At 64.8% G+C, this 19,278-nt stretch carries 19 protein-coding genes; 9 read left to right on the forward strand and 10 right to left on the reverse strand.

Annotation, left to right across the window (positions count from 1 at the left end; all coding sequences use genetic code 11):
* Positions 1-5 precede the first annotated feature (5 nt).
* Positions 6-293 carry a DUF1488 family protein gene (locus tag NLM31_RS04250; protein ID WP_309143668.1) on the forward strand — a complete coding sequence of 96 codons (288 nt, stop codon included), beginning with the start codon at positions 6-8 and terminating at the stop codon, positions 291-293.
* 15 nt (positions 294-308) lie between these two features.
* Here NLM31_RS04250 and NLM31_RS04255 read toward each other — a convergent pair whose 3' ends face one another.
* Together NLM31_RS04255 and NLM31_RS04260 are read right to left on the reverse strand one after the other, a co-directional pair.
* Positions 309-1,331, reverse strand: a complete 1,023-nt coding sequence (locus NLM31_RS04255; RefSeq protein WP_254191562.1) for an LLM class flavin-dependent oxidoreductase — start codon at positions 1,329-1,331, stop codon at positions 309-311.
* A 162-nt stretch (positions 1,332-1,493) separates the two neighbouring features.
* Positions 1,494-3,194: an ATP-binding protein gene (locus NLM31_RS04260; protein ID WP_254128059.1), complete on the reverse strand. Its 1,701-nt coding sequence runs from the start codon at positions 3,192-3,194 to the stop codon at positions 1,494-1,496.
* Positions 3,195-3,504: 310 nt separating this feature from the next.
* On the opposite strand from NLM31_RS04260, the gene NLM31_RS04265 reads away from it, so the two are divergent.
* Positions 3,505-3,798: a DUF718 domain-containing protein gene (locus tag NLM31_RS04265; RefSeq protein WP_254191563.1), complete on the forward strand. Its 294-nt coding sequence runs from the start codon at positions 3,505-3,507 to the stop codon at positions 3,796-3,798.
* A gap of 16 nt (positions 3,799-3,814) precedes the next feature.
* On the opposite strand, the gene NLM31_RS04270 is transcribed toward NLM31_RS04265, so the two are convergent.
* Positions 3,815-5,836, reverse strand: coding sequence for a YgiQ family radical SAM protein (locus tag NLM31_RS04270; RefSeq protein ID WP_254191564.1), 2,022 nt, complete (start codon positions 5,834-5,836; stop codon positions 3,815-3,817).
* Positions 5,837-6,107: 271 nt separating this feature from the next.
* Here NLM31_RS04270 and NLM31_RS04275 point away from each other — a divergent pair, with 271 nt between their 5' ends.
* The 3 genes from NLM31_RS04275 to NLM31_RS04285 all read left to right on the forward strand — a co-directional run bounded on the left by NLM31_RS04275 (position 6,108) and on the right by NLM31_RS04285 (position 7,628).
* Positions 6,108-6,392, forward strand: coding sequence for a hypothetical protein (locus tag NLM31_RS04275; RefSeq protein WP_254191565.1), 285 nt, complete (start codon positions 6,108-6,110; stop codon positions 6,390-6,392).
* Complete coding sequence (locus NLM31_RS04280) at positions 6,373-7,317, forward strand: DMT family transporter (protein ID WP_254191566.1); 945 nt, start codon at positions 6,373-6,375, stop codon at positions 7,315-7,317. The genes NLM31_RS04275 and NLM31_RS04280 overlap by 20 nt, the downstream gene beginning before the upstream one ends.
* A 110-nt stretch (positions 7,318-7,427) precedes the next feature.
* A complete protein-coding gene (locus NLM31_RS04285) occupies positions 7,428-7,628 on the forward strand; it encodes a hypothetical protein (protein WP_254191567.1) in 201 nt (66 codons plus the stop codon).
* Positions 7,629-7,695: 67 nt separating this feature from the next.
* On the opposite strand, the gene NLM31_RS04290 is transcribed toward NLM31_RS04285, so the two are convergent.
* Together NLM31_RS04290 and NLM31_RS04295 are read right to left on the reverse strand one after the other, a co-directional pair.
* Positions 7,696-8,361 carry a GntR family transcriptional regulator gene (locus tag NLM31_RS04290; RefSeq protein ID WP_254191568.1) on the reverse strand — a complete coding sequence of 222 codons (666 nt, stop codon included), beginning with the start codon at positions 8,359-8,361 and terminating at the stop codon, positions 7,696-7,698.
* Between the two features lie 8 nt (positions 8,362-8,369).
* Positions 8,370-9,782, reverse strand: coding sequence for an FAD-binding oxidoreductase (locus NLM31_RS04295; protein WP_254191569.1), 1,413 nt, complete (start codon positions 9,780-9,782; stop codon positions 8,370-8,372).
* A gap of 181 nt (positions 9,783-9,963) precedes the next feature.
* Between NLM31_RS04295 and NLM31_RS04300 the strand changes: the two genes are divergently transcribed.
* Positions 9,964-10,848 (forward strand): dihydrodipicolinate synthase family protein, encoded by an 885-nt coding sequence (locus NLM31_RS04300; protein ID WP_254191570.1) that lies wholly within the window; start codon positions 9,964-9,966, stop codon positions 10,846-10,848.
* Between the two features lie 9 nt (positions 10,849-10,857).
* On the opposite strand, the gene NLM31_RS04305 is transcribed toward NLM31_RS04300, so the two are convergent.
* From NLM31_RS04305 to NLM31_RS04320, 4 genes are read right to left on the reverse strand one after another with little or no spacing between them, the layout of a single operon-like run.
* A complete protein-coding gene (locus tag NLM31_RS04305) occupies positions 10,858-12,075 on the reverse strand; it encodes an MFS transporter (RefSeq protein ID WP_254191571.1) in 1,218 nt (405 codons plus the stop codon).
* Between the two features lie 8 nt (positions 12,076-12,083).
* On the reverse strand, positions 12,084-12,413 hold the full coding sequence (locus NLM31_RS04310; RefSeq protein ID WP_254191572.1) for a hypothetical protein: 330 nt from the start codon (positions 12,411-12,413) through the stop codon (positions 12,084-12,086).
* A complete protein-coding gene (locus NLM31_RS04315; protein ID WP_254191573.1) occupies positions 12,410-12,979 on the reverse strand; it encodes an isochorismatase family protein in 570 nt (189 codons plus the stop codon). Before NLM31_RS04315 ends, NLM31_RS04310 begins: the two co-directional genes overlap by 4 nt.
* A gap of 34 nt (positions 12,980-13,013) precedes the next feature.
* Positions 13,014-13,466: a MarR family winged helix-turn-helix transcriptional regulator gene (locus NLM31_RS04320; RefSeq protein ID WP_254191574.1), complete on the reverse strand. Its 453-nt coding sequence runs from the start codon at positions 13,464-13,466 to the stop codon at positions 13,014-13,016.
* Positions 13,467-13,863: 397 nt separating this feature from the next.
* Between NLM31_RS04320 and NLM31_RS04325 the strand changes: the two genes are divergently transcribed.
* Genes NLM31_RS04325 through NLM31_RS04335 form a run of 3 tightly spaced genes read left to right on the forward strand, consistent with a single transcriptional unit; the run spans position 13,864 to position 18,483 of the window.
* Positions 13,864-16,200, forward strand: a complete 2,337-nt coding sequence (locus NLM31_RS04325) for a TonB-dependent siderophore receptor (protein WP_254191575.1) — start codon at positions 13,864-13,866, stop codon at positions 16,198-16,200.
* A gap of 8 nt (positions 16,201-16,208) precedes the next feature.
* Positions 16,209-17,231: an extracellular solute-binding protein gene (locus tag NLM31_RS04330; protein WP_254191576.1), complete on the forward strand. Its 1,023-nt coding sequence runs from the start codon at positions 16,209-16,211 to the stop codon at positions 17,229-17,231.
* On the forward strand, positions 17,224-18,483 hold the full coding sequence (locus tag NLM31_RS04335) for a PepSY domain-containing protein (RefSeq protein ID WP_254191577.1): 1,260 nt from the start codon (positions 17,224-17,226) through the stop codon (positions 18,481-18,483). The genes NLM31_RS04330 and NLM31_RS04335 overlap by 8 nt, the downstream gene beginning before the upstream one ends.
* Here NLM31_RS04335 and NLM31_RS04340 read toward each other — a convergent pair.
* A complete protein-coding gene (locus NLM31_RS04340; protein ID WP_254128074.1) occupies positions 18,364-19,227 on the reverse strand; it encodes a LysR family transcriptional regulator in 864 nt (287 codons plus the stop codon). The genes NLM31_RS04335 and NLM31_RS04340 overlap by 120 nt on opposite strands.
* Positions 19,228-19,278: the final 51 nt, after the last annotated feature.

Consider the following 19,278-nt stretch of genomic DNA (forward strand, 5'->3'; position numbering starts at 1 on the left):
AATCCGTGCAACTGACACGTGGCCTGCCACTGGGGTATGATGCGGAGCGGATGGCCTTTCTGTTCACGATGATGCATGGGGCCAGGATGGTCGACTGCGAGGTCAGCAGCGCAGCGCTGGACGACCTCGATGCCACGAAGGGCACCCGTCCCGACGAAAGGGAGGCCCAGTTCCTGCGCCTCCGCGATGTCATCGAGCGTGTCGCGTCATCCGCCTTCGAACAGCACGGCAAGCGTCGCGGCGTGCGGGTCCGCATCTTCTCCAAGCACGTCAAAAGCCTCAGACCTGCCTGAGGCGGCGCAATCGTCTCACCGCCACTCCAACGCCGGCGCGACGTGCGTCAGGATCGCCTCGATCGCATGCGCGCAATAGTCGACGCCGAGCTGGTTCGGGATCGTCAGCAACAGCGTGTCGGCCTCGGCGATGGCTTCGTCCTGCCTGAGCTGCTCGATCAGCGCTTCCGGCTCGGCCGCATAGGAGCGGCCAAAGATCGCGCGGGTGCGCGGATCGATGAAGCCGATCTGGTCTTCGCCGCCGCGTTCACGGCCGAAATAAGCGCGGTCGCGATCGTCCATCAGCGCGAAGATGCTGCGGCTCACCGACACGCGGGGCTCGCGGCTGTGGCCGGCCTCTTTCCACGCCGCGCGATAGGCGCGGATTTGCGCCGCCTGCTGCACGTGAAAAGCTTCGCCGGTCTCGTCGTTCTTCAGCGTCGAGCTCTGCAGATTCATGCCGAGCTTTGCGGCCCATACCGCGGTGGCGTTCGAGCCGGCGCCCCACCAGATCCGTTCGCGCAGGCCTGTGGCGACCGGCTCCAGGCGCAACAGTCCCGGCGGGTTGGGAAACATCGGCTGCGGATTGGGCTCGGCAAAACCCTCGCCGCGCAGGAGGTCGAGAAAGACTTCCGCATGACGCCGGCCCATGTCGGCGTCGCTCTGGCCCTCGGCCGGGCGATAGCCAAAATAGCGCCAGCCATCGATCACCTGCTCGGGCGAGCCGCGGCTGATGCCGAGCTGAAGCCGGCCGCCGGCGATGAAATCGGCGGAGCTTGCGTCCTCAACCATATAAAGCGGGTTCTCGTAGCGCATGTCGATCACGGCCGTGCCGATCTCGATTTGGCTCGTCTTCGCGCCGACGGCTGCGAGCAGCGGGAACGGCGAGGCGAGCTGTCGCGCGAAATGATGCACGCGGTAATACGCGCCGTCCAGGCCGAGCTGTTCCGCGGCAACCGCAAGCTCGATGGATTGCAGCAGCGTATCCGCGGCCGAGCGGGTCTGCGATTGCGGCGAGGGCGTCCAGTGTCCGAAGGACAGGAATCCGATTTTCTTCATGGGGCTATCTGGTGCACGTGGTCTTGGGATCGTGATGTTGGGATGACGTCTGGCGGATTGGCGAAGCGTCACCCGTCCAGCGGTGGAAACGGAGGCGGGTGTAGCACTGGAATGCGTCGAACGAGCACACTATGCCGTGTTTCGATCGAGACGGTGGAGATTTCAATTGCCTCGATGGAGCGCCACGCGGATCATTCGCGCGAGGTCGGATCGGCGATAGGGTTTAGGCAGCAACAGCACGCCCGGTTCAAGCCGGCCGTGACTGAGAAGCGCGTTCTCCGTGTAGCCCGACGTGAACAGGACGCGCGTGGTTGGACGGCGCGCGAGCACGGCCTCGGCCAATTGCTGCCCGTTCATCCCGCCGGGCATGATCACGTCGGTCAGGAGCAGGTCGAAAGCAACATCGTTCGCGACCTGCGCCAATGCCTCTGAACCGTTGGCCGCCAGGATTGCGCGATAGCCGAGATGCGCGAGCTGTGCGCTGACATATTCGCTCACCAGAGGATCGTCCTCGACGACGAGGATGGTCTCGTTGCCGCCGCGGATCTCCACATTTGCCGTCGGCTCCGACCAGGGCCCGGTCCCGCTGGCGCGCGGAAGATAGAGCTTGATCGAGGTGCCGTGGCCCGCCTCGGAATAGATCTTGATGTGGCCGTCGGATTGCTTGACGAAGCCGTAGACCATGCTGAGTCCAAGTCCCGTGCCCTTGCCGGTCTCCTTGGTCGTGAAGAATGGTTCGAACACCTTGTCGCGGATTGCTTCGGGAATGCCGCTGCCGGTGTCGCTCACGGCCACCATGACGTAGTGGCCAGGCCTCACATCGGGATTTGCGCTCGCGTAGCCGTCGTCGAGCACGACATTGCCCGTCTCCAGCATCAGCTTTCCACCTTCGGGCATCGCATCACGCGCATTGACGGCGAGGTTGAGGATGGCTGTCGCCAGATGGTTGGGGTCGATGAAGGCCGGCCAGGCGTCTTCTTCGAGGGATGTCTGAATCTCGATCTGTTCGCCCAGCGAGCGCCGAAGCAGTTTGGCGGTGTCCTCCACCAGGGCGTTCAGGTTCGTGTCGCGGGGCTGCAACGGCTGCCGACGAGAGAACGCCAGCAGATGTTTCGTGACTTCGGCGCCGCGCGTCGCCGCGTCGTCGATCATCCGGGTGATCGACGACAGTTGCGGATTATCGGCCACAGCCTGGTGAAGGATCTCGGTCATCCCGATGATGACCGTCAGGATGTTGTTGAAGTCGTGAGCAATGCCGCCGGTCAGATGCCCGACGGCTTCCATCTTCTGGATCTGGCGTTGACGTTGTTCTTCTTCCAGCCGTTCATTCGCGTCCTTGACTTCGCGCGCCCGGGCGAAGATTTCCGCCTCCATCCGCCCGGTCTGATCGCGCAATTCTCGCGTCAGCTTGTCCTGCTCGACCCCGTGCTGCTTGAGGTGAATGAACTCCGTGACGTCTTCCACGCAATGAATGATATAGGCGATGTGCCCGTCTGGACCGAACACGGGGGAGTTCCGCGGGCTCCAGAAGCGCTCTTGAAATCCGCCGCCTTCCGCCTCCGGCTTGCGGATGTCGTATTTCTGCACCGCCATGGGATCGGTTCGTTTGCTGTGCAGGACCCGGTACAGCGAAGCCTTCAGATTGCGGACGCCGTCGGCGGCCGGATCGTCGGGATTATCCGGAAAGACCTCGAACAAATATCGCCCCAGAATCGAAACGCGATCGGTCATCGTCGCGTTCAGATAGGCGTCGCTCACAGCGACAATGTGGAGGTCGGCGGTGAGGACGAGGTAGAGGCCAGGGACGCCTTCGAAGATTGCCTGGAAATCGGGCGCGTGCTGCAAAGACGGTTCCGTGCGCAAGCTATTCCTCTCCGCGAATCATTGGCAATCACCGCGAAGATACGCCGCGTTGATGGCATGATGCGCCTGTTTTGCCCGACGGGTCAAGTGTTTTGCGGTTTTTCGGAAATTTTGCACCCGCGCGACGGGTTCGGGCGCGATGACGATTCGCTCAAATCTTGACGCGCGATAAGCCCTTGATTTCGCTATCCGCCGCTACTGTGCATGGGGTTGTTTTCGACATTTTGTCTTGGGAGGCGCAAGATCATCAGGTTGAACCGGACCTCGTCCGGTGCCCGCTTTTCATCAATCCATTTTTGGGAGGCGCATCATGCAGGTTTACAATGTGGTCAGGTTCAAGGTGAAGCAGGGTGAGGAGGCTGCCTTCCTCGATGCGCACCGGAACGGCAAGGCCAAGTGGCCGGGCCTCGAGCATGGCGTCATCATCAAGACCGGCGAGCAGACCTTCTGCCTGATCGGCACCTGGTCCAGTCAGGACGCGATGATCGCGGCGCGGCCCGCGATGATCAAGACCCTCGACAGCTTCAGGTCGGTGCTGGAGGACCAGGGCAACGGACGCGGCGTCACGGATGCAGTGTCGGGCGCCGTCGTGCTCGACATCTAGCGGGCGCGATCGCCCGCTACTTCATCAGCCGTATGCCCTTGGTCGTGAACTTCTGCGTCTTGCCGCCGGGGCGCAGGGGACGCTTGGTGCCCGCGGCCTTGCCGGTGCCCGGCGGCTGGTGCGCTGGCACGAGCTGGTCGGGACGGGAGCCGATCAGGTCGCGGCGGCCCATCCCGATCAAGGCCTCGCGCAGCACCGGCCAATTGTCGGGGTCGTGGTAGCGCAGGAACGCCTTGTGCAGGCGGCGCTGGCGCAGGCCCTTGATCGCCTCGACCTTGTCGCTGCCGCCGCGGCGCACGCCGCGCAGCGGATTGACGCCGGTGTGGTACATCGCGGTCGCGGTCGCCATCGGCGAGGGCAGGAAGGTCTGCACCTGATCGGCGCGATAGCGGTTCTTCTTGAGCCAGAGCGCGAGGTTCATCATGTCCTCGTCGGTCGTGCCCGGATGCGCCGCGATGAAATACGGGATCAGGTAATATTTCTTGCCGGCCTGTTCGGCCGCGGCATCGAACATCCGCTTGAACTTGTTGTAGGCGCCGATGCCCGGCTTCATCATCTTGTCGAGCGGCCCTCGCTCGGTGTGTTCGGGCGCGATCTTCAGATAGCCGCCGACGTGATGGGTGACGAGCTCCTTGATGTATTCCGGGCTCTCGACCGCGAGGTCGTAGCGCACGCCGGAGGCGACCATCACCTTCTTGATGCCCTTGGTCTCGCGCACCTTGCGATAGAGCCGGATCAGGTCGTCATGGGAGGTGTTGAGGTTCGGGCAGATCTCGGGGAAGACGCAGGACGGCCGCCGGCACGCGGCTTCGACCTTCGGGTCCTTGCACGCCATCCGGTACATGTTGGCAGTGGGGCCGCCGATGTCGGAGATCACGCCGGTGAAGCCCGGCGTCTTGTCGCGGATCTTTTCGATCTCGCGCAGGATCGAGCCTTCCGAGCGGTTCTGGATGATGCGGCCTTCGTGCTCGGTGATCGAGCAGAAGGTGCAGCCGCCGAAACAGCCGCGCATGATCGTGACCGAGAACTTGATCATGTCCCAGGCGGGGATCTTGGCATCGGCATAGGACGGATGCGGCGCGCGCGCGTAGGGCAGATCGTAGACCGCGTCCATCTCCTCGCTCGTGAGCGGGATCGGCGGCGGGTTGAGCCAGAGATCGCGGTCGCCGTGCCGCTGCACCAGCGGACGCGCATTGCCGGGATTGCTCTCACGATGCAGCACGCGCGAGGCGCGCGCATAGGCTTCCTTGTCCTGCTCGACCTGCTCTAGCGCTGGCAGGCGGATCACGGTCGCGCCCTTCTGGCGCGTCGCGCCCTCGTCGGCGGAATCGAGATCGTCGGCGTGCAGTTCGGCGTAATCTTCGGGCACGCGGCGGAACAGCGCGACGCCCCTGACGTCGTCGAGCTCGCGCGGTGCTTCGCCCGCGGCAAGGCGGTTCGCGACCTCGACGACGGCGCGCTCGGCATTGCCGTAGAGCAGCAGGTCGGCCTTGGCGTCGGCCAGCACCGAGCGGCGCACCTTGTCGGACCAGTAGTCGTAATGCGCGATCCGGCGCAGCGAGGCCTCGATGCCGCCGAGCACGATCGGCACGTCCTTGAACGCCTCGCGGCAGCGCTGGGCGTAGACGATGGTGCAGCGGTCCGGCCGCTTGCCGCCTTCGCCGCCGGCCGTATAGGCATCGTCGCTGCGGATGCGCCGGTCCGCGGTGTAGCGGTTCACCATGGAATCCATGTTGCCGCCGGTGACGCCGAAGAACACCTTCGGCCTGCCGAGCGCCTTGAACGGCTCGGCCGAATGCCAGTCCGGCTGCGCGATGATGCCGACCCGGAAACCCTGCGCCTCCAGCAGCCGGCCGATGATCGCCATGCCGAAGCTCGGATGGTCGACATAGGCATCGCCCGTCACCAGCACGATGTCGCAGGCATCCCAGCCGAGCGCATCCATCTCGGCGCGGCTCATGGGGAGAAACGGCGCCGGCTTGCGCGGGCGCGCCTGGGCCATCAGGGGCTTTTCGGCGGTGATGATCTGGGTGTCCATGGCGCACAGGCATAGGACTCCGGGCCCGCGAATACAACCGACGGACGCGTGAAAGATGAAGGTTCCGTAGTCGTTCGGGCGCGTTAACCGTTCGCAAGCGCCCGCCTCACCTGTGGCACGCCGGCCGGCTCGGTGCCATGTTCGCGGACCATCGGTGGCCCGGCAGCCGCGTCCTCCGCCCACCTGACCAGTGCCGTCCCCTGTGTGATGCCGTCCACATACCAGCGGGCTCTCGCGCGTCATCCTCTCTCCAGTTTCGAAGGAGAGATTCATGTTTCTGGTCGACGCGCTTTTGATCCTGGCGATGTTGTTTTTCCTGTTCCTGCCGATCACCGATCGCAGAACGGTGCGGATGAGGCTCTGCATGATCTGCGCATTGTTTACGGTGCTCTCGGTCTCCGTCAGCCGCACCCATGTCGCACCGGTGCTGCTCGCGAGCCTGTCCGGATCTCCCGGAGCGTTGCAATCGCCGCACATCCTCAGAAAGCCGTCTTCCGGCTTCTCATCGTGGTCCGCATCCGATATTCGGTTGCTGCATGGGCAGGGAAATATCTGAAGGCGGTCACGAAGCGGCCGGCGGCGCCGCGCCGTCGGCTGAGCGCTGGCTCGGCGCCATTGCGCTGATCGGTTTCATCCTGGTGGCGACCGCTCAGGCCTCCAATCAGATTCTGGCGCGCGGACTGGCGGGCTCTGTCCCTCCCTTCGCGTTGGCTTTCTTCCGCTGGAGCATCGTTGCGATCGGGCTCGCGCCGATTGCGCTTGCGGAGATTCGCACCGGCCGCGTGCCGCTTGGCCAAAATGTCTGGCCGATCCTCGCGGCCGGCTTCATGGGCATGTTCGTCTGCGGTGGTCCCGTCTATGCCGCGGGCGTGTCGACGACGGCGATCCACATTGCGCTGATCATGGCGCTATCGCCGATCACGGTGCTGATGATCTCTGCGGTGCTCGGCATCGAGCGTGTCGGCCCGCTGCAATGGCTCGGCACGGCACTGGCGCTGTCAGGCGCGCTGCTCATCATCTCCGGCGGCCATCCAGCGACGTTGTTTGCGCTGGAGACGGCATCGGGCGACGGCCTCGTCGTGATCGCGATGCTCGGCTGGTCGGGCTACACCCTATTGCAGTCGCGCGCCGCGCCAAAGGCCTCCCTGCTTGCGCGCATCAGCCTGTTCTCGGCCGCCGGCGCGTTGTTCTCGCTGCCGCTCGCGGCCTGGGAGATGTGGGCCATGCCCGCCCAGGTTTTCAGCACCAAGGCGCTCGCGGCCTATCTCTTCGCGGGGATCGTTCCGGGCCTGCTCGCCTATGCCGGCTTTGCCTGGCTCGGCGGCAAATTCGGATCGGTGCGGACCTCGCTTGTCCTGTATCTCGGACCGGTCGCCAGTGCGCTGTTGTCGTTTGCGATCCTCGGAGAGCCGCCGAAGTTGATCCATCTCCTGGGCGGTCTGCTGATCCTGGGCGGCGTTTGGGCCAGCCTGCGCCGATAGTTCCATCTCGACGTGTTGTGGTTCACGCGCAGGAACTATCCGCCGCGGCGAACATTGAGGGGAGGGTTTGCAGCGAGCCCGGCCCGCGCGCGCTCGTGTCCAGGATCCGGATGACCTCGATATTCGCCTCGGGCGATGGGGGAGCTGTGAGTACAGTCATAGAGAATTTGCTGTCGCGGAAGCAGAAGCTTGTGGAACAGCTCGAGAAGGCATCGTCGGTCGAGGACCGCGATAAAATTGAGCAGCAGCTCGAGCAGATCAACACCGCGCTGGATTTTCTGGACAGGCCGGGATCGAGAGACGCGCGGTAAGGCATGAACCGGAAAAGCGTGAAGCGGCTTTCCGTAAAGATCATGCTCAAAGAATAGCCTGAATAGTTCAGTCCACCTTCAGCGCCTTGGCGTAGACCAGGCCCGAATTGGTGATGTGCGTCGTCATCGCCGCCTCGAACGCCGCGTGCTGGCCGTGCGCGAACAGATCGAGCAGCTTGCGATGCTCCTCGAAGGAGGATCGGGTGCGCACGTCGATCGGCGAGGTCAGATTGGTGCGGAGCGCTGCGACGCGGCCCGAGACGAGCTGGTAGGATTCGGCAAGGTAGCGGTTGCCGCAATGCGCGAACAGGCCCTCGTGAAAGGTGGCGTCGGCGCGGCCATAGGCGATGTTGTCGCGTGCCTCGACCGCCGGCTCCATCGCCGAGATCGCCTCGCTCATCGTCGCGATCGCACCGTCACGGTCGTGGCGAAAGGCGAGCTCGGCAGCCTTGGGTTCGAGCGCGATGCGGAACGTGCAGAGCGCGGTGATGTCCTCGGCGCTCGGCGTGAACACGAAGCTGCCGACCTGCGGCCGGATCACCACGAGCCCCTGCGCCTGCAACTGGCCCATCGCTTCGCGCACCGGCGTGCGGCTGACGCCGAAGGAATTTGCCACCATCTCCTCGGAGATGGCGGCACCGAGCGCAAACTCGCCGTCGATGATCGCCTGCCGCAGCCGCAGCATCACCCGCTGCGACAGCGATTTCGGCGCATCGAGCTTCAGCGAGCGCATGGATGCCCTCAGATGACCTTGCCGGGGTTGAGCAACTGATCGGGATCGAGCGCGGCCTTCAAAGTCCGCATCAAGGCGATCTCGGGCTCGCTGCGGGCGTGTCCGAGCCACTTCTTCTTCAGCGTGCCGATGCCGTGCTCGGCGGAGACGCTGCCGCCCATGTCGCGGACGAGACCATAGATGATCGTATCCATCTCCTCCTTGGGCTGCTGTTCGACGGGAAGGCCCGTCACCCAGGAGACGAGGTGCAGATTGCCGTCGCCGATATGGCCGTAATAGACGCTCTCGCAGCCCTTGATGCCGGAGGCGAGCGCCGCCTTGCAGCGCGTGGCGAACTCGTCCATCCGCGCCACCGCGAGACCGATGTCGTAGGAGATATGGGGACCCAGCACCTGGCCGAATTCGGCGCAGATGTCGCGAACGCGCCAGAACGCCTGCGTCTGCGCCAGCGATTGCGCCACGGCGGCATCCGCGAGCAGCCCGCGTTCCATCAGTTCTTCGAGCCAGGCTTGGAAACGCGGCGCATCGACGCTCTCGTCGGTGCCCTGCGCCTCGACCAGCACATAGAGACCTTGGCCGGCGGCGACCGGGGGCTTCACGCCGGCACGCGTCGTGATCACGTCCCAATAGTCCGGCCACATCACCTCGAACGCCGACAGCAGCGGGCCGAGCCCGCTGCGTGCGGCATCGAGCAGCGCGATCACCGCGGCGTAGTCCTTCAATGCGCAGAGGGCGGCCATGGTCGAGCGCGGCTTCGGAAACAGCCGCAGCACCACGCGGGTGATGATCCCAAGCGTGCCTTCCGAGCCGATGAAGAGATGCTTCAGATCGTAGCCGGCGTTGTTCTTCATCAGCTTGTTGAGGCTGGTGATAATGGTGCCGTCCGGCAGCACGACTTCGAGACCGAGCACCAGCTCGCGCGTCATGCCATAGCGGATGACGCGGTTGCCGCCGGCATTGGTCGAGAGATTGCCGCCGATCGCGCAGGACCCGCGCGAGCCGAGATCGAGCGGAAAGAAGAAGCCGGCTTCATCTGCGGCTTTCTGGATCGTCTCCAGCGGCGTGCCTGCTTTCACCGTCATCGTCATCGAGGCGCGATCGATCTCCTCGATGCCGGTCATGCGCTCCAGCGAGATCGCGACCCAGCCGGCTTCGGGCGCGGCGCCGCGGCAGAGCCCGGTCAAGCCGCCCTGCGGCACGAAGGGCAGGCGCGCCTGCCGGCAGGTCAGAATCGCATCGGCCACGCCCCGCGCATCGATCGGCCGGATCACCGCGAGCGGCGTCTGCGGCAGGCTCGCACTCCAGTCGTTGCAATTGCGCGCGGGCACGTCGCTGCCGGTCAGCACGGCTGCGGCACCGAGCTTGTCACGCAAGGCGGCGAGCAATGGCTCGGGATGTCCGACGGGGGTCACCATGTTCATGCGAGACCTCCTCCAATTTTGGCTGCGCCTCATGCGCGCGGCGACGGCGGAAAGGATTTGCGTCCATGTTGTATGTAAGGTACAAGATTAAAAGTAAAGCAAAAACAAGGCTCGGTAAGCCCTCTTGGATCGCTGGCGATCGGGGGCTTTATTCCGGAGCTGCAACACAATGGGTGGTGCTATGACGGAGGCAATTCGCGGGTTCTGGGTGGCGTCGGCGACGCCGCTGGCGACGGACGGCAGCGTGGATTCCGCCAAGCTTGCCGCTCATGCCAAAAAGCTCTTCAGCAAGAGCGTGGACGGCGTCGTGCTGTTCGGCACCACCGGCGAGGGCACCTCGTTCAACGTCACTGAGCGCGTCGCGACTGTCGAGGCCGTGCTCAAGGCCGGCGTCCCGGCGGAGCGCATCGGCATCGGCGGCGGCTTCCCCGCCATCAGCGACAGCATCGCACTGACGCGCGTCGTGCTCGGCCTTGGTCTGCGCCACGTGCTGTATCTGCCGCCGTACTTCGACCGCAGCGCGACGCCTGAAGGCATCGAGGATGCGTTCGCGGCGATCTTCGATGGTGTCGCCGACGATCGCCTCCGCGCCTATCTCTATCATATCCCGCAGGTCTCGGGCGTCGCGATCCCGACGACGGTTGCCGCGAATTTGCGCAAGCGTTACGGCAAGGTGGTTGCGGGCCTGAAGGACTCCAGCGGCGACTTCAAGCAATTCCAGGCATTCCGCGCTGCTGCGCCGGAACTCGCCATCACCGTCGGCAACGAAACCGACATCGCGCGTGCGATCGCCGGTGGCGGCGCCGGCACCATCTGCGGCATGGCCAACATTACGCCGGAGCTGGTCAAGGCGATGATCGACGGCAAGGATGTCGAAGCCCGCATGCAGGCCGCGGTCGATATCGTGGTGAAGTCGCCGTCCTTCCTGACGACGCTGAAGGCCATTCTCGCCGCGCAGACCGGCGATGCCGGCTGGTTGCGTGTGCGGCCGCCGCTGCGGGCGTTGTCTGACGGCGCCGCGCTCAAGGCGAAGCTGGACGAACTGACCAGCCCCGCGATCGCCTGAACGCGAGTCTCATTCGCTGTGAACCTCCGCGGTGCGCGCCGACATGGCGCGGGCCGCGACCAGCGCGGCCGCGAAGCCGGCCGCCGCGCCCACGCCGAGCGCCCAGCGCGGGCCCAGATTGTCCGCCACCCATCCGACGATCGGTGCGCCGATCGGCGTGCCGCCGAGCGCGACGCCGAGGCGCAACGCCATCACGCGTCCTCGCATCCTTGGTTCGGTGGAGAGCTGCATCATGGCGTTGGAAGTATTGGTGACCGTCAGCGCCGCGACGCCGATCAGGACAAGGCTGCCGGCGAACAACCAGTAGCTGGGTGCAAGCGCGGCCAGCGTGCATCCTGCCCCGAAAGCCGCGGCTCCCAGCAACAGTGAGACGAACCGCGGCTGGGCGCGCCCTGCCGCCAGCAGCGCGCCCGAGATCGTGCCGACCGCCATCGTCGACGACAAAAGGCCAAAGCCGCGCGCATCGGTGTGGAAGACGCTGACGGCCATGGTCGAGATGAAGATCGGGAAATTCAGCCCGAACGTGCCGATCAGGAACAGCATGATCATGATCGCCCTGAGATCGCTGCGCGCCCACACGTAGCGAAAACCTTCCGTCATGCCGCCCGGTGCCCGCTGCGCCCGCGCATTCGGGCGGAGCTCCGAGCCGCGTAGCATGGCCAGCGAACAGAGCACGGCCATGAAGGATGCGGCGTTGAGCAGGAAGGCCCATCCGGTGCCGATCGAAGCGATGACGATCCCTGCGACCGCGGGCCCGACCATCCGTGCGGCGTTGAAGGATGTGGAGTTCAGCGCGATCGCATTGGAGAGCTCGCCGTCGCCGACGAGTTCGGCCACGAATGTCTGGCGCACCGGCGCATCGAAGGCCGCGGCACAACCGAACAGGAAGGCAAACACGTAAACATGCCAGAGCGCGACCTTCCCGGTGACCGTGAGAAGGCCGAGCACCAGCGCCAGTACACCCATGGTCGCCTGGGTCGCGACCAGAAGCCGCCGCTGGTTGAAATGATCAGCGGCAAAACCCGTCCACGGCATCAACAAAAGCTGGGGCCCGAACTGGAGCGCCATCACCACGCCGACCGCCGACGCATTGTGCCGCGTGAGCTCGGTCAGAACCAGCCAGTCCTGCGCAGCGCGCTGCATCCATGTCCCGGTGTTGGATACCAGGGCGCCCGCGGCCCAGACGCGGTAATTGTAGTTGCGCAGTGAGCGAAACGTGCCCGCCACCGGCGCGCTCACGAACCGGTGGGCCGGTTACCGCCGTGGAACCGGCCGAACCGCCGCGCGAGAAAGAGGCTCAGGAGCAACGCGCCAAGTCCGAGGGCTGCGACATCGCCCGCGTCCCGCAGAGTGAACTCTCCGACGCGCCAGACGAGGAGATAGCCGACGATCACGTTGAAGGCGCCCCAGAGGACATTGACCGTCGAAGAGGACAGACCTTCGCCCGGCGGTTTTGCGAACGGAGTCTGGAACGGTTCCCCGCGCTGCCCGCTGACGAGATGTGGAACGGCGTTCGCCAGAAAAGCGCCGCCCCAAAAATAGGAAACGAGATGAAGCCAGTTCATGCCTGCGCGCTCCGGGTTGCCAGTAGGTCGATAATCGCCTGTGTCGGGCCGCTCTCGCCGAGCCGCGGAAACACGTTTGCGATGCTGTAGTCGTGCGCCTCGGAACGCGGGTCGGTCATGGCATCGGTGGCAAGGGTGACGTTGAAGCCCGCCTCATAAGCCTGCCGCGCGGTTGATTCGACGCCGGTGCCGGTGGCGACGCCGGCGATGACGACCTGCGTGACACCGTGCTGCCGCAACTGGCTCTCGAGATCGGTGCTGGCAAATGCGCCCCATGTCCGTTTGGTCACGGTGAGATCGCTTGGCTGCTGATCGAGCTCGGGAATGAGGTCGGTCCATCCGTCGCGGAACGGGCCGCCAGGGCGCGGCCGCTCGGTGCGGCCCGGTGCGCCACCGGCGACATTGACGAGCACGACCGGCAGGCGATGCCGCCGAAACGCCGCGGCAAGCGCGCTGGCGCGCGACACGACGTCGCCTATCGGGTGAACGGAAGGGAGGTCGACGATGCCGCGCTGCAGGTCGACGATGATGAGCGCGGTGATCGGGTCGAGCAGCGTGAGAGCCATGATCTGTCCTTCCGGCAGCGAGACTGGGGCCGCGTCAGTCGTCGACGAGCCGCTTGAGCAAGGAGACGGCGGCGGCCAGCTCGTCCTGCTCCCGCGGTGAAAGCCGCGCTGAAATGGTGCGCGAGAGCCAATCCTGCCGGGCGGCGCGACCGACCCGGATCCAGTCGCGGCATGCTTTCGTCAGCGACAGAATGGTCTGGCGACCGTCCTCCGGGTCGGGGGCGCCACTGACAAGGCCCGCGGCCAGGAGGGCGGCGACCGCGGTGCTCATCGATTGCGGGCGCATCTTTTCCGATCGCGCCAGGCTCGACACCGTGGCCGGTCCATCCTTTTCCAGGCGGAGCAGGATCGACACCTGGGACGGCGTCAAATCCTCCGGGCCAGCCTGCTCGCGCAGCCGGCGCTTGAGCTTTCCGACCAGCGAACGGAGTTCTTCTGCGAGCGCGCCGGCGCGCGCGGAGGGGCGTTGGTCGGACGAATTGATCATGGTGGAAGGAATGACATATATGAAGATAAGCTGTAAAGATTAGCTGTGCAGTCAATCTGTACAAAAAGATGTGAGCGGACATTCCGGCCACGGCGATGTCGGTGGGGCGCGCTTGCGTGAGCGTCGAGGCCGCGCAGCAACGGTGCGACACGGCGTCGCGTCGACGGAGTGTCGCCAGCATCGACGATGGGCAGATGCGCTCATTTCGTGCGCGTTCCAATCGCGACGTGCCGGTTCCTGCCCACGTAAGCATCACGGCATCGAGCATCGCTGATTGCGCGATCGTCCCCGCTCTTAGAACGATTCAACACTAGAGCGATTCAAATCGCCGCCAGGTTCTCTTCATTCGCAGCGGCTGATAGATGCGCGAACTTCAATGCTGTGACTTGGAAGTGAATTGAAAGTGCGTGCTCCTGTGGACGGCCCTCTTGTCAGCGGTCGTCGAATTCGCGCCGGCAAGAGCCGCGCAAGCCTTCTCATCGGAGCGGCCGTGCTGCTCGCCGGATATCCCTTCGACACCGTGAAGGCGCAAACGGCGCTGCCGCCGGTGAATGTACATGCGCCGACGCAGCGGCCGAAGCAGGCACGAGCTTCGGAGCAGTCGCAGCGACGCACACAGGCGGCTGCGCGCCAGCGCAACCGGAGTGCCGTCCCACCCGCAGCGCCGACGCCGTCGGAACGTGCTGCGGCTGAGGCCGCCGCACAACAAGCCGCAAAGCTCGGCTATCGCGCGATGCCGAGCGCGACCACGCTGCGCTCGGGCGCATCGCCGCTCGACACCTCGCAATCCGTCAACGTCGTGCCCGCGCAAGTTCTCCAGGATCAGTTGCCGCGCAATATCGACGATGCGCTGGTCAACATCAGCGGTATCACCCAGACCAACACGCTCGCCGGCACCCAGGACGCCGTGATCCGCCGCGGCTTCGGCGACAATCGCGACGGTTCGATCATGCGCAACGGCATGCCGCTGGTACAGGGCCGCAGCCTGAACGCCGCAGTCGATAGCGTCGAAGTGTTGAAGGGGCCGGCCTCGCTGCTCTACGGCATCATGGACCCCGGCGGCATCGTCAATACGATCAGCAAGCGCCCGGAACTCTATCAGCACGGCTCGGTCACGCTGCTTGGCTCGACCTACGCCAATAATCGCAACGGCGCCGACGGCACACTCGACGTCACCGGTCCGATCGGTGATGGCGGCCTCGCCTATCGTTTCATCGGTTACGGCGTCAGCGAGGATTATTGGCGCAATTTCGGTCGGCACCGGGAAATGCTGGTGAACCCGTCGCTCGCCTGGTACGGCGAGACCACGACGGTCCAGCTCACCTATGAGCATCGCGAATTCATCTATCCGTTCGACCGCGGCACCGCCTTCGTCGACGGCGCGCCGCTGGCGATCCCAAAGGAGCGCCGGCTTGATGAACCCTTCAACAACATGTGGGGAACGTCGGACCTGGTGCAGGGCTCGGTCGAACAGAAGCTCGACGATAATTGGAAGGTCACGGCAGCGTACAGCTACAACACCGAGACCTACAGCGCCAACCAGCTCCGCATTACTAACGTCAACGCCAAAACTGGCGTCGAGACTCGCAGCAACGACGGCACCCAGAACTCGCTCAGCAATGCCAGCTACGGCACCTCCTATATGCAAGGTGACGTCTGGGTCGGCGGCTTCCGCAACGAGATCCTGTTCGGCGGCGAGGCGATGTATCGCACGATCGATCGCCGCGACCTGATCCGCCAGGCGACGCCGAGCTTCAATTTCTACAACCCGGTCTACGGCCTGGTCACGCCTGGCACGACCGTCTCGGCAACCGACAGCGAACAGACCGACAAGCTCGGTACCCGCGGCTTCTTCGCCCAGGACACCTTCCATTTGACCAACTGGCTGTCGGTGGTCGGCGGCGTGCGCTGGATGGAGTATGAGCAGCTCGCCGGAAAAGGCCGGCCAGTCTTCATCACCAACACCAATCTTGCGGGCGACAAGGTGCTGCCGCTTGGCGGCGTCATCGTCAAGCTGAGCGAGGAGCTCTCGTATTACGTGAGCTATACGCAGTCGCTGAAGCCAACCTCGACGATCGCGCTTTTCTCCGGAGCCCCCACCGGCTTCGTCGTCGACTCCACCATTGCGCCCGAAGAGGGAACCCAGTGGGAGACCGGCGTCAAATTCGACGTCAATAAGCGGTTGTCCGGCACTTTGGCGATCTACGACATCGAGAAGAAGAACGTGCTGGTCCGCGACGATCTTGGCAACAATGTCATCGCAATTCGGACGTCCGCGAAGGCGCGGTCGCGCGGCGTCGAACTGGATGTGACGGGCAAGCTGACCGACGATTGGAGCATGATTGGGAGCTATGGCTATACCGACGCGCGCCTGGAGGGCGATCCCGTCAACGGCAACGCAAAACTGCTGAACGCCGCGATGAACACGGCGTCGCTTTATCTGGTCTACGATTTCGGCGAGCGGTTGCCCGGACGTCTGCGACTCGGCGGCGGCGCACACTATGTCGGCGACCGACCGGGCGACTCGCTCAACTCGTTCTTCCTGCCGGCCTACACCGTTGCCGACGTCTTCGCGACCTACGATACAAAAATCGACAAGGTACCCGTCACCTATCAGTTCAACGTCAAGAACCTGTTCGACAAGGTCTACTATACGTCAACCACCGGCAGCGCCTTGGCCGTTGCGATGGGCGATGGCCGGCGCATTTCGCTGTCGGCCACGGTGAAGTTCTAGCGATGGGAATGCGGCGCAAAGCCATCGCGGTCCTGATCGCGCTTACGTCTGTCTACCTTGCGGCCACACGTGCGAGTCGCGCCGAAGAGATCACGCTCTATTCGACCAGGGAGGCTGCCCTGGTTGCGCCCGTTGTCGCGGCCTTCACGGAAGCGAGCGGCATCACGGTGAAAATCGTCTTCGTCGAGGACAGTCTCGTCAAGCGGCTGGCATCGGAAGGTGATGCATCGCCCGCCGACGTCCTGCTGACGATCGGACTGGACAAGACCACCCAGCTTGCCTCGGGTGGTTGGACACAAGCTTTCGCGTCGCCACGTCTTGAACAGGCCGTTCCGGCCAATCTTCGCGGGGACAGCTCGCAATGGATCGCGCTTGCGATCCGCCCGCGCGTCGTGATGGCGCGCAGCGACAGCCTCATCACGGCGATCGACTATGAAGACCTCGCGGATTCGCAATGGCGCGGCAAGCTCTGCATGCGCTCACCGCTGCATCAGAACAATGTCGCGCTTGTTGCCGCCTATCTCGCTCATCATGGTGAAGCGGCGACCGAGGCCTGGCTCGCCGGCCTGAAGGCCAATCTCGTCCACAAGCCCGATGGCAAGGACAACGACGTGATCCGCGAGATCGCGCAAGGAACGTGCGAGATCGGTATCGGCAACACCGTGGCATTGGCGCAATTGCGTGACGGACGGGAAGGGGCCGATTGGCGCGCCTGGGCGATGGCGGTCAGGGTGGTTCCGACCGCTTTCAAGGGTGGCGGCACGCATGTGAATCTCACCGGTGCAGCCATCGCGAAACATGCGCCGCACGTCGCCGGCGCGCAGAAATTCCTGGAATTCCTGGCCACGCCGCCGGCGCAGCGAATGTTTGCGGCCGCCGAGCTTGAATATCCGGTGCTGGCCAACGCGGAGCGCGCGCCGATCGTTGCCGAAATGGGCACGTTCACGGCCGATGCGCTATCGATCGACGAGATCGGCCGGACTCAGCAAGCCGCCATCGCGCTCATCAGGAAGGCGGGCTTCGATGGGTAGGCTTGGCTCCACAATCAAGGCGTCGCTGCTTCAGGTCCATTCCATTGCCGGCCTCGTGCTCGCGCTGCTGTTGTCCCTGATCGCGCTGACCGGCGTGATCATGAGCTTCGAGGACGAGATCGTCGACCATCTGAATGCCGGCATCATGCAGGTTGCGCCACGGACAACGCCGGCGCTGCTGCCTGACGCGCTGTTGGCGCGGTTGAAGGCGGTGTCGGATACCGGCAAGGTTACGGGGATCATGCTGTCGAGCGATCCGTCGGCGGCCGTGCATGTCCGCTTCGCTCGTGACGAGCAGGGCGCGCGGCCGTCCTCGCTCTATGTCGACCCCTATGACGGCAGCGTGCTTGGCGTTCCGCGCGGCGAGGAGTTCTTCGCAACGGTGCGCAGGCTGCATCGCTGGCTGCTCATTCCCGGCGACGCCAAGGGCTGGGGGCGCCAGATCACCGGTGTTGCCGCGCTGGGCCTGATCGTGATGCTGATCTCGGGCCTCGTGCTGCGCTGGCCGCGCCGGGCAAGCAGCGTGAAGACGTGGCTGAAGCCGAATCTCGGGCTCAGGGGTCGCGGCCTGCATCGCTCGTTGCACGCCGTCATCGGCACCTGGGTCCTGCCAGTCTATCTCGTGATGACCTTGACCGGGCTCTGGTACTCGTTCGATTGGTACAAGGACGGCGTGGTCTGGCTGCTGTCGCGTCCACACGTGGCGTTAGCGAAGATGCAGCCGAAGCAATCGCGTCCAGCCGGCCGTTCCGAACCGGCGGAGCCGGTCGGATTCGATCGCGCATGGTCGACCCTCCAGCAAGAGGAGAGCGGCGGTTTCGCCAGGGCTCAGCTGACGCTGCAGGCTGGCCCGGGCACGGTGATGCGGATCCGGTCATGGCCAAAGGACTCGACGCTCGAGTCCATGCGCGATGAATTCCGCATCGATGCCGTCACCGGCCAGGTCGTCTCGGCGGAGCGCTATGCCGACAAGACGCTTGGCGAGAAGGCGATTGCGGGCGTGCTCGATATTCACCGCGGCGCCGTGCTGGGCTGGCCCGGCAAGCTTGCGTTCATGATCGCCGCGGCGCTGATGCCGCTGTTCGCGATCACCGGCGTGCTGTTGTCCCTGTCGCGCCGCAAATTGCGGCCGTCACGCCAGCGCGCAGTGCTCGGCGATAATGCCGCCGATCGCGCGGGCGAACGGCAGGTTGCAACCCTGGGCGACGCCAAGGGTGAGCTCGACGGCGTTGAGCTGCGGCAGGTCCGCTAGATCGCCCGCGTGCCGCAGCGATTTGCGCTCGCCGAGCCTGATCGGCAGCGCCGCATAGCCAAGGCCTGCCTTGACGGCGCCGACCAGCGCGGAGAGGCTGCGTGCTTCGCAGGCGATGGTCCATTCGCGTTCGACCAGACGCAGGCTGCGCAGTGCTTCACCGCGATAGGCGCAGCCGTCGGCAAAAGCCACCAGCGGAACGGCATCACCGGGTCGGCTCGATGCGGCGGCCTTACCGAACCATGCCATCGGCTCGAACGCGATCGCCGCGTCAGCTTCATTCGAGGGCGCACGCTTGTAGAAGGCGAGATCGAGCCGGCCGTGACCGACGTCCGCCGCAAGCCGTGCCGACAAATCGGTGCGCACCGTGAGCTGCGCCTTGGGGAAGCGTGAACGGATTTCGCCGAATGCCGCGGCGAAATCGCGCTCGAGAAAATCGGCGGGCATGCCGAGCCTGATTCGCTCATCTGACGCCGGCCGGCGCATCGCCGCGACCGCGTGCTCATTGAGCGCGATCATCTCCCGCGCATGTGCGATCAGCTCCGCGCCCTTTTCCGTCGGGCCGAGCACCCGGCCGCGTGCCCGCTCCAGCAGGGGATGGCCGACCAAAGCTTCGAGCCGGGCGACCTGAAGGCTGATCGCGGATTGCGACCGCCCCAATTGCTCCGCCGCGCGCGAAAAGCTGTTCAACTCGACGATGGCGAGCAGCGCGCGCAGCGTATCGATATCGAGGGTCGTCGGCATGGCGAGGCTCCGGACAGTGCCGCCGAATACAGCTGCGGCGAGGCGGGCAGT

Source organism: Bradyrhizobium sp. CCGUVB4N, from assembly GCF_024199945.1.
In the GTDB taxonomy this organism is placed as follows: Bacteria; Pseudomonadota; Alphaproteobacteria; order Rhizobiales; family Xanthobacteraceae; genus Bradyrhizobium.